At 59.3% G+C, this 13,185-nt stretch carries 10 protein-coding genes and 1 tRNA gene; 4 read left to right on the top strand and 7 right to left on the bottom strand.

Annotated elements, in window-relative coordinates; translation table 11 throughout:
- Window positions 1-35: 35 nt before the first annotated feature.
- Together AC1ROR_RS05660 and AC1ROR_RS05655 are read right to left on the bottom strand one after the other, a co-directional pair.
- Window positions 36-179 carry a DUF1127 domain-containing protein gene (locus AC1ROR_RS05660; protein ID WP_003495735.1) on the bottom strand — a complete coding sequence of 48 codons (144 nt, stop codon included), beginning with the start codon at window positions 177-179 and terminating at the stop codon, window positions 36-38.
- Window positions 180-656: 477 nt separating this feature from the next.
- Window positions 657-803 carry a DUF1127 domain-containing protein gene (locus AC1ROR_RS05655; protein WP_013636249.1) on the bottom strand — a complete coding sequence of 49 codons (147 nt, stop codon included), beginning with the start codon at window positions 801-803 and terminating at the stop codon, window positions 657-659.
- Window positions 804-1,440: 637 nt separating this feature from the next.
- Here AC1ROR_RS05655 and AC1ROR_RS05650 point away from each other — a divergent pair.
- Window positions 1,441-1,523, top strand: a tRNA-Leu gene (locus AC1ROR_RS05650).
- Between the two features lie 238 nt (window positions 1,524-1,761).
- Window positions 1,762-3,240, top strand: coding sequence for a trigger factor (gene tig / locus AC1ROR_RS05645; RefSeq protein WP_035223158.1), 1,479 nt, complete (start codon window positions 1,762-1,764; stop codon window positions 3,238-3,240).
- A 138-nt stretch (window positions 3,241-3,378) separates the two neighbouring features.
- On the opposite strand, the gene AC1ROR_RS05640 is transcribed toward tig, so the two are convergent.
- Window positions 3,379-4,368 carry a carbon-nitrogen hydrolase family protein gene (locus tag AC1ROR_RS05640; protein ID WP_498588838.1) on the bottom strand — a complete coding sequence of 330 codons (990 nt, stop codon included), beginning with the start codon at window positions 4,366-4,368 and terminating at the stop codon, window positions 3,379-3,381.
- Window positions 4,369-4,806: 438 nt separating this feature from the next.
- On the opposite strand from AC1ROR_RS05640, the gene AC1ROR_RS05635 reads away from it, so the two are divergent.
- Window positions 4,807-5,457: a hypothetical protein gene (locus AC1ROR_RS05635; RefSeq protein ID WP_035223162.1), complete on the top strand. Its 651-nt coding sequence runs from the start codon at window positions 4,807-4,809 to the stop codon at window positions 5,455-5,457.
- A gap of 401 nt (window positions 5,458-5,858) precedes the next feature.
- On the opposite strand, the gene sthA is transcribed toward AC1ROR_RS05635, so the two are convergent.
- The 3 genes from sthA to AC1ROR_RS05620 all read right to left on the bottom strand — a co-directional run bounded on the left by sthA (window position 5,859) and on the right by AC1ROR_RS05620 (window position 10,613).
- Window positions 5,859-7,262, bottom strand: coding sequence for a Si-specific NAD(P)(+) transhydrogenase (sthA, locus tag AC1ROR_RS05630; RefSeq protein ID WP_035223441.1), 1,404 nt, complete (start codon window positions 7,260-7,262; stop codon window positions 5,859-5,861).
- Window positions 7,263-8,023: 761 nt separating this feature from the next.
- The gene (locus tag AC1ROR_RS05625; RefSeq protein WP_498588837.1) at window positions 8,024-8,557 is read right to left on the bottom strand and encodes a DUF1003 domain-containing protein; all 534 of its coding nucleotides are present in this window, start codon (window positions 8,555-8,557) and stop codon (window positions 8,024-8,026) included.
- Window positions 8,558-8,672: 115 nt separating this feature from the next.
- Entirely contained in the window at window positions 8,673-10,613 is a 1,941-nt protein-coding gene (locus AC1ROR_RS05620; protein WP_498588836.1) for an LTA synthase family protein, read from the bottom strand.
- A gap of 222 nt (window positions 10,614-10,835) precedes the next feature.
- On the opposite strand from AC1ROR_RS05620, the gene AC1ROR_RS05615 reads away from it, so the two are divergent.
- The gene (locus AC1ROR_RS05615) at window positions 10,836-12,515 is read left to right on the top strand and encodes an NAD+ synthase (protein WP_498588835.1); all 1,680 of its coding nucleotides are present in this window, start codon (window positions 10,836-10,838) and stop codon (window positions 12,513-12,515) included.
- Window positions 12,516-12,768: 253 nt separating this feature from the next.
- Here AC1ROR_RS05615 and AC1ROR_RS05610 read toward each other — a convergent pair whose 3' ends face one another.
- A complete protein-coding gene (locus AC1ROR_RS05610) occupies window positions 12,769-13,146 on the bottom strand; it encodes a glyoxalase superfamily protein (RefSeq protein WP_498588834.1) in 378 nt (125 codons plus the stop codon).
- Window positions 13,147-13,185 lie beyond the last annotated feature (39 nt).

Raw genomic sequence — 13,185 nt, 5'->3', positions numbered from 1 at the left:
CCTGGAGGTCGGGCAGCGGGACGATCGTTTACGCCTTAGCGGAACGAACGGGCTGCTACGTTACGGATGTCGTAACGGGTCAGACCGATGTCGCTCAGAGCCTGGTTGGAGAGGCTGCCAAGTTCGTTGATCGTGCGGCGGTAGGAGATCCAGTTCTTTGCGATGCGGATAGGGTTCATGGTCGTTTCCTCAATCTTTCTTTGTGAATTCGTCTGCCGGCTCAGCGGTTTGTCTGTGCTCTCGGCTGTTGAGGTTTATATATAGACATTGAGCCATGTTGTGCAGTGCAGAATTTAGGCTACTGCCATGCATTTGTGCACTATGTCGGCTAATTTTGCGGCTTTGCTTATCGCCTGAGCAAAATATGAGCGGAAATGCCCGTCTTTCGGGCGGTTTTTGAAGATTGGGCGGCCTCTGAGGGCATTTGGGCGGCCATTTTCAATTTTTGGGGCGCCGGCAATGCCTTCGGGCGCTTCGCATTGCTCCAGGCGATCGGCTGAGCGATGCATTTTTAACCGGTTTGCTTGCGGCATGTGAAGGCGGAGACGGGGGGGGGCTGCTCAAGGATCGCCCAAAACAAAAAAGGCCAGAGGCGGAAGCCTCAGGCCTTTTGGAAGGGTAGTCTCGCATCCGCTGCATTCAAGCGGCGAGGCGGATTAGATGCCGACGGCGGTACGGGCGACGCGGCGGATGTCCTGACGGCCAATGCCGAGGTCGCTCAGTTCGCGGTCGGTCATGCGGCCGAGTTCGGTTACGGTCTGACGATACTTGCGCCAGTTGGTGAGCGAGCGAGTAATGTTCATTTTCATCTTCCTCTTCGTGCTGTTCAGTCTCTGCGGCCAGTCTTGGGAGGCTTTGGTCCGGGGCTGAACTCGATCTCTGTATGACCATGAATATAATCGGTTTAATCAAAAGAAAAACAGACAAAGCAAGATGCCACCTATGCGTGGAATGCAATGCAGGCCGGTAAAACGGGCCGATTGCGGCGATTCATGCATAATTTGTGACCAATTTATGTGCTTTTGGTGGTGGCAGGATGGGCGGCATTGCGAATCCGCGAGGGTTGACCGGGCAAGGGGAGGACACGGCAGTCGTGAATTGCAGATTAGAAAAGGGCGCGCGCAATGTGCGGTGCGGGACGTGCTATATATAATGTCAACGTAGCCGCATAAATATCTCCGCTTTCCGCGCCGGCCTCCATGCGGGTTTGCTGGGCAGGAAAGGCGGGGGCGCGGGCTGTGCAGCTTTTCGTTTTCCGCAAGGAATAGTCTCTGTTCCGCTGTTGTGCCTTCTCCCCTGGCGCAGGCTGCAAATAGTCAAAGAGGGCGGCGGCCTCTTCCCGCCGGCGCAGGCGGCAAGAAAAGTCCGGAGGAAACGAGGGGCGGGGGGAACGGCGTGCTTGACCCTTTCTGAACATTGTGACATACCGCCGCCCAACGTGCGGGTATGGCGGAATTGGTAGACGCATTGGTTTTAGGTACCAACGCTTCGGCGTGGGAGTTCGAGTCTCTCTACCCGCACCACAAGCAAGGCATGGCTGTGCCACGCTTGCGCCAGAGTGCATCTTTATAAGATGCGGGAGCTTCGGGGTTCGTTTTCCCCCTTGGTCTTTCTCTCGGGCGCGGGCGCAATGGTGTCCGGCAGGCGCTTGTGTCAAGAAATAAGGGAAGCCACGGCCGGGGAACGACGTTTCCGGCGCAGTGCTCGAAAGTAAACCAACGGCTGTCTGAGCACCGCCGCCATGATGTGAAGGTTAGGAAAATGCAGGTTATCGAAACGCTCGCTGAAGGGCTGAAGCGCGAACTCAAGGTCGTTATTCCGGCCGCCGACATGAAGGCCCGTCTGGACGAGCGCCTGGTTGACGCCAAGGACAAGGTTCGCATCAACGGCTTCCGTCCCGGCAAGGTGCCGGTTGGCCACCTGAAGAAGATGTACGGCAAGTCCATCATGGCCGACCTCGTCAACGAGCTGGTTCGTGAAAAGCCGACCGAAATCCTTTCCAGCCGCGGCGAGAAGTCTGCTACCCAGCCGGCCATCTCCATGACCGAAGACGAGCAGGAAGCCGAAAAGATCCTGTCGGCCGAATCCGATTTCGAATTCACCGTTGCCTACGAAATCATTCCGGCCATCGAACTGAAGGCCAATGACGGCATCAAGGTTACCCGCGAAGTTGTTGAAGTCTCCGAAGACGAAATCAACGAGCAGATCCTCAAGATCGCTGAAAGCGCCCGCACCTTTGAAGCCAAGAAGGGCAAGGCCGCCGATGGCGACCGCGTCACCATGAACTATCTCGGCAAGGTTGACGGCGTTGCCTTCGACGGCGGCGCTGCTGAAGATGCCGAACTGGTTCTCGGTTCGGGCCGCTTCATCCCCGGCTTCGAAGACCAGCTGGTCGGCGTCAAGGCTGGCGATGAAAAGACCATCACCGTGACCTTCCCGGCTGACTACCCGGCTGCAAACCTTGCCGGCAAGGAAGCCAACTTCGACATCACCGTCAAGGAAGTTGCCGCTGCTGCTGCCGTTGAAATCAACGACGAACTGGCTGAAAAGCTCGGTCTCGAATCGGCTGAAAAGCTGAAGGAAATCGTCAAGGGCCAGATCGAAAGCCAGTACGGCAACGTCACCCGCCAGAAGGTCAAGCGTCAGATCCTCGACCAGCTGGACGAAATGTACAAGTTCGACACGCCGGCTGGCCTGGTTGACGCCGAGTTCGACAACATCTGGCGCCAGATCAACACCGATCTCGCCCAGTCGGGCAAGACCTTCGCTGACGAAGACACGACCGAAGAAGAAGCCCGCGAAGAATATCGCAAGCTGGCTGAACGCCGCGTCCGTCTCGGCCTCGTTCTCTCCGAAATCGGCGAAAAGGCCGGCGTTGAAGTGACCGAAGAAGAAATGCAGCGCGCGCTGTTCCAGCAGCTGCAGCAGTTCCCCGGCCAGCAGAAGGAAATCCTCGATTTCTTCCGCAACACCCCCGGCGCTTCCGCTTCGCTGCGCGCTCCGATCTTCGAAGAAAAGGTCATCGACAAGCTGCTCTCCGAAATCTCGGTAACGGACAAGACCGTTTCCAAGGAAGAGCTGCTGGCTGACGACGCCGAAGAAGCAACGGAAACCAAGAAGAAGGCGCCTGCCAAGAAAAAGGCTGCTGCCAAGGCTGACGACGCCGCTGAAGGCGAAGAAGCCGCTCCGAAGAAGAAGGCTCCGGCCAAGAAGAAGGCCGCCGAAGGCGACGCCGAATAATCTTCTTCAGTGCAAGCTGATTGAACAAAGGGCCGTGGCGAAAGCTGCGGCCTTTTTGTTTGGTTGGGGATACGAACCGTTCCGCTCTGAGTGATGTGGCCAGTGGCACAAACCAGCGCCACTGGCGGGTATTGAGTGTTAGAACTGGTTCCGGCTATCGCTTCTCGGATCGTTATTCACCTGATGAGGCGTGTAAAGATCGGCGCGCGCTTTTCGCCGCCACGGTCGCGCGGGACTTTCCCGATCGATGATGACATCCGCTAGCGCGATGGCCGGTAAACCATTCATCAGGCATTGCGCCACCCATTGACCATCCGGTGCGGCGATTCCCGAGGGAGCGCTGGGACTCTGTGGAGCAAGGGTGGAATAGCTGACCCAATAGGTGTTGCTCACTGCGTGCCCCAATATCTCGGCGGCAAATGCCGCAGCATTGGAAGGGGCGTCGCCCGCGGTGGAAAACAGCATGCAATCGACATTCAGCTTCTCATATTCCATGAATATTTCCGGATAGTGCGCTTCCATGCCAAGTGCGCAACCGAAACGGAAGCCATCGACTTCAAACGTCACCGGGATATTTCCCGGCGAATACATGAACGAGATTTTGGTGTTCGACAACAAACGTTCGTCGTAGCGCGTGACGAGCTTTCCACGATCGGAGACGACATACAGGCTGTTATATGGCCGGTGCGGTGGCGTGAGTTGATGGACGGCCCCCAAAACCGTCCATAGTTTCAGCTTGCGCGCCAGTTTTCTGATCGCTTCCAGTTCTTCGCGCAGAGTTTCCCATTCAAAGCGTGTCCAGTCGGATGGTCCGATTTGCCCCGGACCAGTCTCTGACATGATCCGTTTATGTGGCCAGCACGTTGCCCCTTCAGGGAAATGCATGAGGCGAGCGCCAGCCTTTTGGGCATCGTCCATGAGACGGCGGATTTCCTGTCCGCAGGTTTTTAGGGCGGAGACGTCACGAGGATCGTTGAACAGGGATGTTTGCGCGACCGCCACGCGTATTGAGTTGCTCAAAGGAGCGTCCGGTATTCTGCGAATATGCTGGAGAGCAGCTGTATAAGATTCGCCGGTTTTGGCTGCGCGCGCTCTTACACGCCGTTTTAGATTGCTATTTTGCGTCATTGTCAGGCCTTTCCCGTCTCGGACGCAGTTCCCCAGCAACCCGCCCGAAACGATCGGACCAAGACAAGTGCCTGAGACAATAGTCCCTTTGCCTCCATTGAAGACCCTGCTGGGGAAGGTCGTGGAGGTTAGGCGCAGGCCACGCGGTAACAAATATCCGTTGGGAAAAGCCGATTCGTCAAGCAGTCGGTGCACCGCTGATGGGAAGCTTCCCGATCACAATGCGGTGCAGCATGATTTTTTGCTGCATCTGCTCTTGTTCATCTCCCGTTCATCTGGCACCCTGCGCAGCATGATTTGCCCCGGCCGTTGCATGCGGTCGTTCGGGCATTGTGTGCCGCTCTCGTGCGGCCTTATCGCTGCCAAACCATTGGCCTTAAGCTTTTACCGTGCCTGCCGGGTTCTCCCGGTGCGCCCTTAATTTGCCAGGGGACAAGTATGTCACTCCGTACGGGTTCCGCCCTTTTCATCGCCCTTTATGCCCTTGTGGGAGCTGCCGCCCATGCGGATGAGGCAGGGTTGATCTGGAAGCCGGTCAAGAATTCCGACCGCTCCTATACGGCGCGCATCGGCGCGAAACTGCCGGTCGATACGCCGATCCGCGCCGGGCTTGAAATGGGCATGAATGCCTCGAAGACGGGGCAGGTGGTGGATACGCCGGTGCGGGTATGGGGCAATGTCACGCTGCTGGCCGAACAGTTGCCCGGCGTTTCGCTGGCCCGTGATGTCGGCGTCATCTTCAACGCGCTGACGGGATCGAGCAGCCTTTCCATGACGTCGCAGCAGAAGCGCATCGTCACGCCGGAACTGGATATCGAGGCAAACCGCAATTTCACCGTGCGTTATGACGGCACGGCGCAGCAATGGAACGGGCTGGATGTGTCGCAGTCGCTGCGCCTTTCCCGCTCGGAGACCGGGACGGCTTTCGTGCTGACGGGGGCGAGCCGCAACAGCTTCAACGAGTTCAGCAGCGGTGTGGCGGTGGAGCAGAAGATCGGCGACAATCTGACGGTGCGGGGAACGCTTGATCAGGGCTATGCGGATCATTTCCGGCCGGGGGTGAGTGCGCGGTATAGTATTCGGTGGTGAGTGCGGTTCCGCCCGCAGGGGGGTGTCTGAAAACTCGGCGTCATCCTCGGGCTTGACCCGAGGATCCGTGGTGCACCGGATTGTGGATCCTCGGGTCAAGCCCGAGGATGACGACGGAGAGGTTTTAGAATGCCGTTGGCAGCCTATGTTTCTAAGGTTAAGTCTCGGGGCGAAAAACTCCCTTTGTCATGCCGGTCCCCGGAACTAGCCCGAGGATGATCCGGCATCCAGCCACGGCACTTCGGCGCCGTGAGGAGGTGTTTTAAGCCCAAGGACTTGGGCTGGCTCGACCCCGGATCAAGTCTGGGGTGGCGCAGTGGAGACGCTGCAACCTTGCCACAAGCCCGCATGGCAGCTTGTCAAACCTCTGGGCAGCTTGGCACCCATTGAAAATCCGCCGCTCAATCCTTCTTGATCTCACCCATGCGGTTCCACGCATCCAGCCCGGCAATCTTGTAGGCTTCGGCAAGCGTCGGATAGTTGAACGTATTCTCCACGAAATATTCCACAGTGCCTTTCAGGTTCAGCACCGCCTGGCCGATATGCACCAGTTCGGTCGCGCCTTCGCCGACGATGTGGACGCCGAGCAGGCGGCGGGTTTTGAGCGAGAAGATCATCTTCAACAACCCGCTGTCGAGGCCCATGATGTGGCCGCGCGAGGTTTCGCGGAAATGGGCGATGCCGCATTCATAGGGAATGCCGCGTTCGATGACTTCTTCTTCCGTCAGACCGCAGGTGGAGATTTCCGGTACGGCATAGATGCCGTAGGGGAAGAATTGCGGCGGTTCGCCGGCTGGTGCGCCCACGGCGTGGCGGGCGGCGATGCGGCCCTGTTCCATTGACGTGGAGGCAAGGCTCGGGAAACCGATGATGTCGCCGGCGGCATAGATGTTCGGCACCGAGGTCTGGAAGGTTTCGGGATCGACTTTCAGGCGGCCACGGCTGTCGGCCTCCAGCCCGCAGGCGGAAAGATTGAGCGTATCGGTGGCACCGACACGGCCGGCGGCAAACAGCACCGTCTCGGCTTTCAGGACACGGCCATTGCTGAGCGACACCAGGCATTTGCCGCTCTCGTCGCGCTCCACCTTTTCCGCCTTCTGGCCGAAGATGAGCTTCATGTTGCGGTCGCGCAGCTGGTAGGTGAAGTCCTCGACGATTTCCTTATCGATGAATTCGAGCATGGTTTCGCGCGGCTCCACCACCGTCACCTGGGTGTCGAGCGCGCTGAAGATGGTGGCATATTCGATGCCGATGACGCCGGCGCCGACCACGACCATGGAGCGCGGCAGTTCCTTGATCTCGAGAATCTCATCCGAATCGAGCACGGCCTGGCCGTCGAAGGGAATATGCGGCGGCCGGTAGGGGCGGGTGCCGATGGTCAGCAGGATGGAGGTGCCGGTGACATTCATGATTTCACCGTCGTTCTTCACCACCTTCATGGTGTTGGCATCAACGAAACTTGCCGTGCCGCGAATGTGCTGCACGCGGTTGCGGGCGAACTGGTGTTCCAGCACCTCGACCTCGTGGTCCAGCGTGATGAGCAGGCGGCGGCGCAGATCGTCCGCGTCGATCTCCTGCTTGACGCGGTAGGAGCGGCCGTAAAAGCCGCGCTCGCGCCAGCCGGTGAGGTTGAGCGCGGTTTCGCGCAGGGTCTTGGAAGGGATGGTGCCGGTATGCACGGAAACACCGCCGACACGGCTGCCCTTCTCGATGACCAGAACCTTCTTTTCGAGCTTGGCGGCCTGAATGGCGGCCCGTCTTCCCGCCGGACCGCTGCCGACAACAATCAGATCGAACTGGTGCATGAAAAACCCCGGAATAGAATGCATTGCAATGACCGGATGTTGCATCCGGCGTGGCGTCGCCGCGAAATGGTCGTGATGCCATTTTGACGATGGAAAGTGATTCCCCTGTCAGCCTTGCCCGCAAGAGTGCAATGCAACAAACGCCTGCGTCAATCTGTAGCGCAAGATTCTGACGGATTCGTAACTGGGGGTGAATTTTTGGGAGGTTGTGTGATTTGTGGTGGAGCGGGGGTGCGTGGAGCTTTACCCCCCTCTGCCCTGCCGGGCATCTCCCCCTCAAGGGGGGAGATCGATCTGCGGCAAGGCTTCGCCCATCTCTACGCTTGAGAATGAAGCGACGAAAGGGCCTCTTGCCGATCTCCCCCCTTGAGGGGGAGATGCCCGGCAGGGCAGAGGGGGGTAAGCCCCGCACCCTACGTTCAACTTTTCTGAACACGCTCTAAAACCCCAACACCTTCATCCCGCACGGCGCTGCCGAACGGGGATGGTCTGGGTGCGTCGGGCGATTGCCCGGCTGCGCTTTGGTTGAGGTTGGTGTGGGTCGGATGCGTTGCGCAGCCGGGTCTTTCACCATGCCGTATTTCGCAAGCGGCGGTGCACCGCCTGTTGCGAAATGGTCCTGTCACCACGAACGTTGCCAGCGTTCCACCACCAGAACCGTCCCTCGGTTTCCACCACGTCTGGCATCCACCCGGCAGGACTGCATGCAGCATAACAGTGCGCGGCAGGACGGGGAAAAGCGGGGATGAATTTGCCGGGTGTCAGCCGTCTTTCCGGGTGACGTGGTGGTGGAGGCTCGCGAGATCCTGCCGCAGCGCCGCCAGCTCGGCGAGCACCTTCACGTCGATCTTTTCATGCAGCGACAGCACTTCCAGCTCGGCCTTCAGGTTGACCTCATAATCCTTTGCCGCCTCGAAACGGTCGCGGGCAGCCTGACGGTTCTGCGACATCATGATGATCGGCGCCTGGATGGCCGCCAGCATGGAGAGCAGCAGGTTGAGGAAGATGAAGGGGTAGGGGTCGAAAGCCCGCGTTGCCAGCACGATGGTGTTGATGACCGCCCAGAATACCAGGAATAAGCAGAAACTGAGGATGAACCCCCAGGAGCCGCCGACCTTGGCGATATTGTCGGCCAGCCTGTCACCGATACTTGCGCCGGCCGAAAATTCCGCATTGATGTCGCTCGAAACCAGCTTTTTCTGGTGCGACAGTTCCAGAATGCGGCGCTCCACCTCGCCGATCTCGCGCGAGGAGCGTTTGAAATGCGAAACGATATAGTCGGAGATATCAGTCACGGCGTTTCTCCGTTGCAATGGTGCGGTGCGGGCTGCATCGAGATAAACCCGCATGGTGGTGAAATTCAAACGATTTCCACCACCATGCGGTTCACGCGTCCCGTGCCGAAAACCGTCAGACGGCGGGCGTGCCCTCATTCACCCAGTTAAAACCGGGGAAGAAGCGCTCGCGGCCATATTGCTGGCCGAACATCATGTCGAATTGCAGCAGGCGGTAGTCGCGCACCACGTCAGGAATGGAATTGGGCGCGATCGACCAGTCGGGCAGGGCCTTGCCGTCGGTCGCCACCAGCATATGCCGGTCGATGACGGAAAAGGCCTGCTGCACTTCGCCCAGCGTGCCGGTATAGAAGGGATCGGAGAAGCCCGCAGTCTTCAGCACGTGATAGGGCAGAAGCGCCGGGCTGATGGTGCCGATATTCTTGCGCACGCCCTTCTTCGAGGACCAGACGACGAGCGGTGTCTCATGTTCCTTCTTCATCACCTCCAGCGGCGCGCGGCGGCTGGCCACCATGCCGGGCATGTAGCCGCTTTCCACGAAGGTCTGGCCGAGCGGCGGCAGGTGATCGCCGAAGAGGACGATGATGGTTTCACGGTCGCGCTTCTTGGCCCAGCGCATCAGTTTCAGAAGGGCCTCGTCGGCCTCCACCACCCCTTGCGAATAGGTCGCGAGCGCCTGCGATGCCGAAGGAGAAAGATCGCCTTCCACGCCGACGGTATCGGCGGCATAACGGCCCGCCTCGTAGGGGCCGTGTCCCTGCAGGGTGACGGCGAAGAGGAAGAGCGGGTTGCGGGCCTGCTCGGCCGTCGCCATGATCTCGTCCATCAGCGCGTCGTCAGAGGCAAAGTTGCCGCGTTTTTCCATGGCCGGCAGCGTCTCTTCGGAACGGAATTCCTCGAAGCCGAAATTCTGATAGACCTGCTTGCGGTTCCAGAACCATTCCTGAAACGGATGCATGGCGATGGCCGAATAACCCTCGCCACGAAAGAAGCTGGCAAGCGAGGGCACCGGGCGGCGGATATATTGCTGGTAGGGAATGCTGCCATAGGGCAGGAAAGCGTTGGAAAAGCCGGTCAGCGCCTCGAATTCCACATTCGCCGTCATGCCACCGAACTCGGGGGAAAAGACATTGCCGGACTGTTTGGCGCGAATGGTCGGCATCGGATCGGCCGAGAGCTTCACGTTTTCAAGCCGGGTCGGATCCCAGAGCGATTCGCTCATCAGCATGATGACATCGGGGTAATCGCCCTTGTTGGCGGCAAAGGCGGCGGGCTGCGCCGTCAGGTCGGCAATGCTGTTTTCACCGTAACCCTGCGGGGCGGACACATTCGCCATCGGAATGTTGAAGGCAAAAGCCATCAGGAAGCCGTTGTGGCGGTAATTTTCCTGCTGGTCCCACATCATGGGAATGATGTTGAGGCGATCGCGTACCCAGGAGTAATGCGAATAGTCCATCAGCGAGGCGAGGCTGGCCAAAAGCGGCAGCGCCAATGCAAGACCTGCGGCGCGTTCACGCCAGTTCAGGCCCGGAGAATAACGCCGCGCCAGAAGCCAGAGGGCGGCCAGCGCCGCAACCGTGGCGAAAAGGCCAAGCCCGACCAATACCGCCGTCAACGGCTGGGCCTTCAGCATGGTGGGCAGCAGCTCGAGAATCTGCCGGCCAAACAGCAGGTCGGAAGGATAAAGCGGATCGGAGAGATAGGTCTGTTTCTGTGCGGAAATCAGTCCCGTCAGCACGCAAAGCGGCGTAACCGCAATGAGCGACAGATAACGACGGCCAAGAATGGAATCCAGCGCCACCAGCAAAAGCAGAACGGCGGCAATGGTGGTCATGCCCGGGCGGGCGGACGAGGTCAGGAACGCACCGACATCATGGAGCGAACCGCGGGCGATCCACTCCAGCGCCACGACCAGCACGATGGATGCGACCGTCAGGTTGGCAAGCGTATAGGCCGTGCCCGAAAGCTTCGAAAGGCTCCTTGTCCATGCAGGCGAAAAGACGACAAAAGCCTTTTCGGAAGCCGTTGTTTTTGGCGCCGAATCTCTCAAACTCATACTCCGGTATTGCAGGCGGCACGACCGATCCGGGGAGGTGAATCGGGTGTCGCAAAAGTGTCATGTAACTGTCACATAAGCGCGATGAACGCGACATGAACTTTGCGCAACCTGGCGGGTGCGGCGATAACCTTAGCGTGAACGGGCGCCTGCCATGCGTAACGGGCGTCGCCATGCAATTGCCGCGTTGCGGAGCGGGCACGGGCGGGGTATTGAAAAGCCATGAGCGACAGACACGATATCCAGAACCATCTCCGGATTGCCGTCGGGCAGTTCAATCCCACCGTTGGCGACGTGGCGGGCAATCTCGCCAGGGCGCGCGAGGCAAGGGCCGATGCGGCGACGCAGGGCGCCGATCTCCTGCTTTTGACCGAGCTGTTCATATCCGGCTACCCGCCGGAAGATCTGGTGCTGAAACCGGCTTTCCTGAAAGCATGCCTGAAGGCCGTGGAAGAGCTGGCGGCGGAAACCGTCGATGGCGGGCCGGGCATCGTCATCGGTTTTCCGCGCCAGGGCGAGACGGGCCGGCACAATTCCGTGGCGCTTCTGGATGGCGGCAAGATCATCGCGCTGCGCGACAAGATAGACCTGCCGAATTATGGCGAGTTCGACGAAAAACGCGTTTTCGCCGAAGGGTCGATCTCCGGTCCCTATAATTTCCGTGGGGTCAGGATCGGCATTCCGATCTGCGAGGAAATCTGGAACGAGATGGGTGTCTGCGAAACGCTGGCCGAAAGCGGGGCGGAAATCCTGCTGGTGCCGAATGGTTCGCCCTATTATCGCGGCAAGCTCGACGTGCGCCACCAGGTGGCTCTGCGGCAGGTTATCGAAAGCGGCCTGCCTCTCGTCTTCGCCAACCAGCTGGGCGGACAGGATGAGCTGGTGTTCGACGGCGCAAGCTTCGGCTTTAATGCCGACAAGACACTCGCCTTCCAGATGAGCCAGTTCGAGGCGACGCTTGCCGTCACCGACTGGAAACGTACGGAAGAGGGATGGCGCTGCGAAAGCGGACCCTTCTCGAAAATTCCCGAAGGCGAGGAGGCCGATTACCGCGCCTGCATGCTGGGCTTCCGCGACTACGTCAACAAGAACGGTTTCAAGAGCGTGGTTCTCGGCCTTTCCGGCGGCATCGATTCGGCGATCTGCGCCGCCCTTGCCGTCGATGCGCTGGGCGAGGAGCGGGTGCGCTGCATCATGCTGCCTTACCGCTATACTTCGGAGGAATCGCTGAAGGACGCGGCCGATTGCGCGAAAGCGCTGGGCTGCCGTTACGACATCGTGCCGATCGTCGAGCCGGTGGAGGGTTTCCTATCGGCACTGTCAGATCTCTTCGAAGGCACGGAAGAGGGCATTACCGAGGAAAACCTGCAGAGCCGCACGCGCGGCACCATCCTGATGGCCGTCTCGAACAAGTTCGGCTCGATGGTGGTGACAACGGGCAACAAGTCGGAAATGTCGGTGGGTTATGCCACGCTCTACGGCGACATGAATGGCGGTTTCAACCCCATCAAGGACCTCTACAAGATGCAGGTCTATGCCATTTCCAGCTGGCGCAACGGTAATGTGCCGCCGGGCGCGCTCGGCCCTTCCGGTGAGGTGATCCCCGCCAATATCATTTCCAAGGCCCCATCGGCGGAATTGCGCCCCAACCAGACCGACCAGGATTCGCTGCCGCCCTATCCGGTGCTGGACGATATTCTGGAATGCCTTGTCGAGAAGGAAATGTCGGTCGAGGAGATTCTCGCGCGTGGCCATGATGTGGCGACGGTGCACCGGGTGGAGCATCTGCTTTATCTTGCCGAATACAAGCGCCGGCAATCGGCGCCGGGCGTGAAGATCACCAAGAAGAACTTTGGGCGTGACCGGCGTTACCCGATTACCAACCGGTTTCGGGATCGGTGATTGACGGAAGGCGCTGGTAGCGGATGTTTTGCTCGGCGTTGCCGCTCGTTTCTTCTCCCCGCCGGGGAGAAGGTGGCCCGAAGGGTCGGATGAAGGGGCAACGTTGCCGTAACTCACTGCCCTTGCCCCCTCATCCCGCTGCCGCGGACTTCTCCCCGGCGGGGAGAAGAAACAAGGGGCATGCGCTCGGTCCACAACGAACCTTCGTGTTTAAACAAGCGGCGCGGAGAAAACCCCGCGCCGCCCACTCATCTCAAATAGCCTGCCCCACATCGATGCGATTGCCATCGGGGTCTTCAAACACAAAGGCGCGCAGGCCGTAATCCTTGTCCTGCAGGCCCTTGATGATGCGCAAGCCCTGGCTCTTGCAGAGCGCATGCAGCGCATCGACATCGCTCACCATCATATGCGCCACATTGAAGGGCGCTGCCTTGTGGCTGGGCTGCAATGTCAGGTGCAGCTCGGCATGGCCCTGTTTGAGGATCATGAAACCGACAGGATTGCCGTTTTCGAAGGTTTTTTCGAAGCCTAGAACACCGACATAAAAATCATGGGCCTTTTCGATGTTTTTGACAGGAAGCATTGCGGCGATCCGCCCGAAGCGGATGCGGTGATCGGCGATGGTATTCATCGCGGAACCTCGGATCTGGGAGAAACGGCAAGGGTCACG

It is taken from the genome of Agrobacterium sp. GW821-FHT14E08 (genome assembly GCF_058803865.1).
Note: the sequence above shows the minus strand (reverse complement) of the source record. Positions and strands in the feature narration are given on the sequence as shown.

Bases quoted from the DNA above. Each gene is read 5' to 3' on its own strand.
- AC1ROR_RS05660 (WP_003495735.1), bottom strand. From the start codon at position 179: ATGAACCCTATCCGCATCGCAAAGAACTGGATCTCCTACCGCCGCACG.
- AC1ROR_RS05655 (WP_013636249.1), bottom strand. From the start codon at position 803: ATGAACATTACTCGCTCGCTCACCAACTGGCGCAAGTATCGTCAGACC.
- tig (WP_035223158.1), top strand. From the start codon at position 1,762: ATGCAGGTTATCGAAACGCTCGCTGAAGGGCTGAAGCGCGAACTCAAG.
- AC1ROR_RS05640 (WP_498588838.1), bottom strand. From the start codon at position 4,368: ATGACGCAAAATAGCAATCTAAAACGGCGTGTAAGAGCGCGCGCAGCC.
- AC1ROR_RS05635 (WP_035223162.1), top strand. From the start codon at position 4,807: ATGTCACTCCGTACGGGTTCCGCCCTTTTCATCGCCCTTTATGCCCTT.
- sthA (WP_035223441.1), bottom strand. From the start codon at position 7,262: ATGCACCAGTTCGATCTGATTGTTGTCGGCAGCGGTCCGGCGGGAAGA.
- AC1ROR_RS05620 (WP_498588836.1), bottom strand. From the start codon at position 10,613: ATGAGTTTGAGAGATTCGGCGCCAAAAACAACGGCTTCCGAAAAGGCT.
- AC1ROR_RS05615 (WP_498588835.1), top strand. From the start codon at position 10,836: ATGAGCGACAGACACGATATCCAGAACCATCTCCGGATTGCCGTCGGG.
- AC1ROR_RS05610 (WP_498588834.1), bottom strand. From the start codon at position 13,146: ATGAATACCATCGCCGATCACCGCATCCGCTTCGGGCGGATCGCCGCA.